The sequence below is a fragment of the Streptomyces sp. NTH33 genome, from assembly GCF_003236365.1.
Classification (GTDB): Bacteria; Actinomycetota; Actinomycetes; order Streptomycetales; family Streptomycetaceae; genus Streptomyces.
The window spans coordinates 1-856 of sequence record NZ_POTZ01001002.1 but is presented as its reverse complement, the minus strand read 5'-3'; the positions used below and the strand labels follow the sequence as shown (position 1 = coordinate 856).

At 63.6% G+C, this 856-nt stretch carries 2 pseudogenes; both read right to left on the bottom strand.

The features are described from left to right. Window positions 1-158: 158 nt before the first annotated feature. A pseudogene (locus C1I97_RS38095) lies at window positions 159-551 on the bottom strand (transposase); the annotation flags it as partial. A gap of 24 nt (window positions 552-575) precedes the next feature. Further along, window positions 576-749: pseudogene (locus C1I97_RS38090) on the bottom strand (IS30 family transposase); the annotation flags it as partial. Between the last annotated feature and the right edge of the window lie 107 nt (window positions 750-856).

Genomic DNA, 856 nt, shown 5'->3' with positions numbered 1-856 from the left:
GCGTCAACACCAGAACGAAACGGATCATGCGGCAGATGCACGGCCGCGCCGGATTCGACCTCCTCCGCCACCGTATCCTCCTGCGCTGATGGCTACCCGCCGTCACCACCGACTACGGGCCAGACCCAATTTAACGGCTGATCTTGGTTGCTGAGTGGTCAGTTGTTGCTCGGGGTCAGGCGGCCCTCGAAGGCGATCTGGAAGGCGTTCAGGGGCGCCTTCCAGCGGATGGTCCACCGCTTGCGGCCCTTCCCCGTTGGGTCCAGGCTCATCAGCGCCATGTAGACGCACTTGAGGGCGGCGGCCTCGTTGGGGAAATGTCCGCGGGCCCGGACGGCCTTGCGTATGCGGGCGTTGACACTCTCGATCGCGTTCGTCGAGCAGATCACCTTGCGGATCTCGACGTCGAAGGAGAGGAAGGGCACGAACTCGGCCCAGGCGTCCGACCACAGCTTCACGATCGCCGGATACTTCCTCCCCCACGTCTCCTGGAACTCCAGGAACCGCTCCATGGCCGCATCCTCACTGGGGGCGGTGTAGACGGGGCGGATTCAACTGGTCGTCGCAACACCGGCTTATGCTGATCGTAGATGATCGTTGAGGGCTTCCGCGGGTGTCCTCCAGCCGAGGATTTTACGGGGACGGGAGTTGATGACCGTGGCGATGGCGGCCAGTTCGTCGCCGCTCCATCGGGACAGGTCGGTGCCCTTGGGGAAGTACTGGCGCAACAGCCCGTTGACGCTTCTATGTCAAGCGGCGAGCCGGTGTTGGGTGATGTGATGCTGCCAGGAAGCTCGGTCTTGGGTCATGACGCGGTGGATGACGTCGATCAGGTGGCGTTTGAGGACGCGTCGGG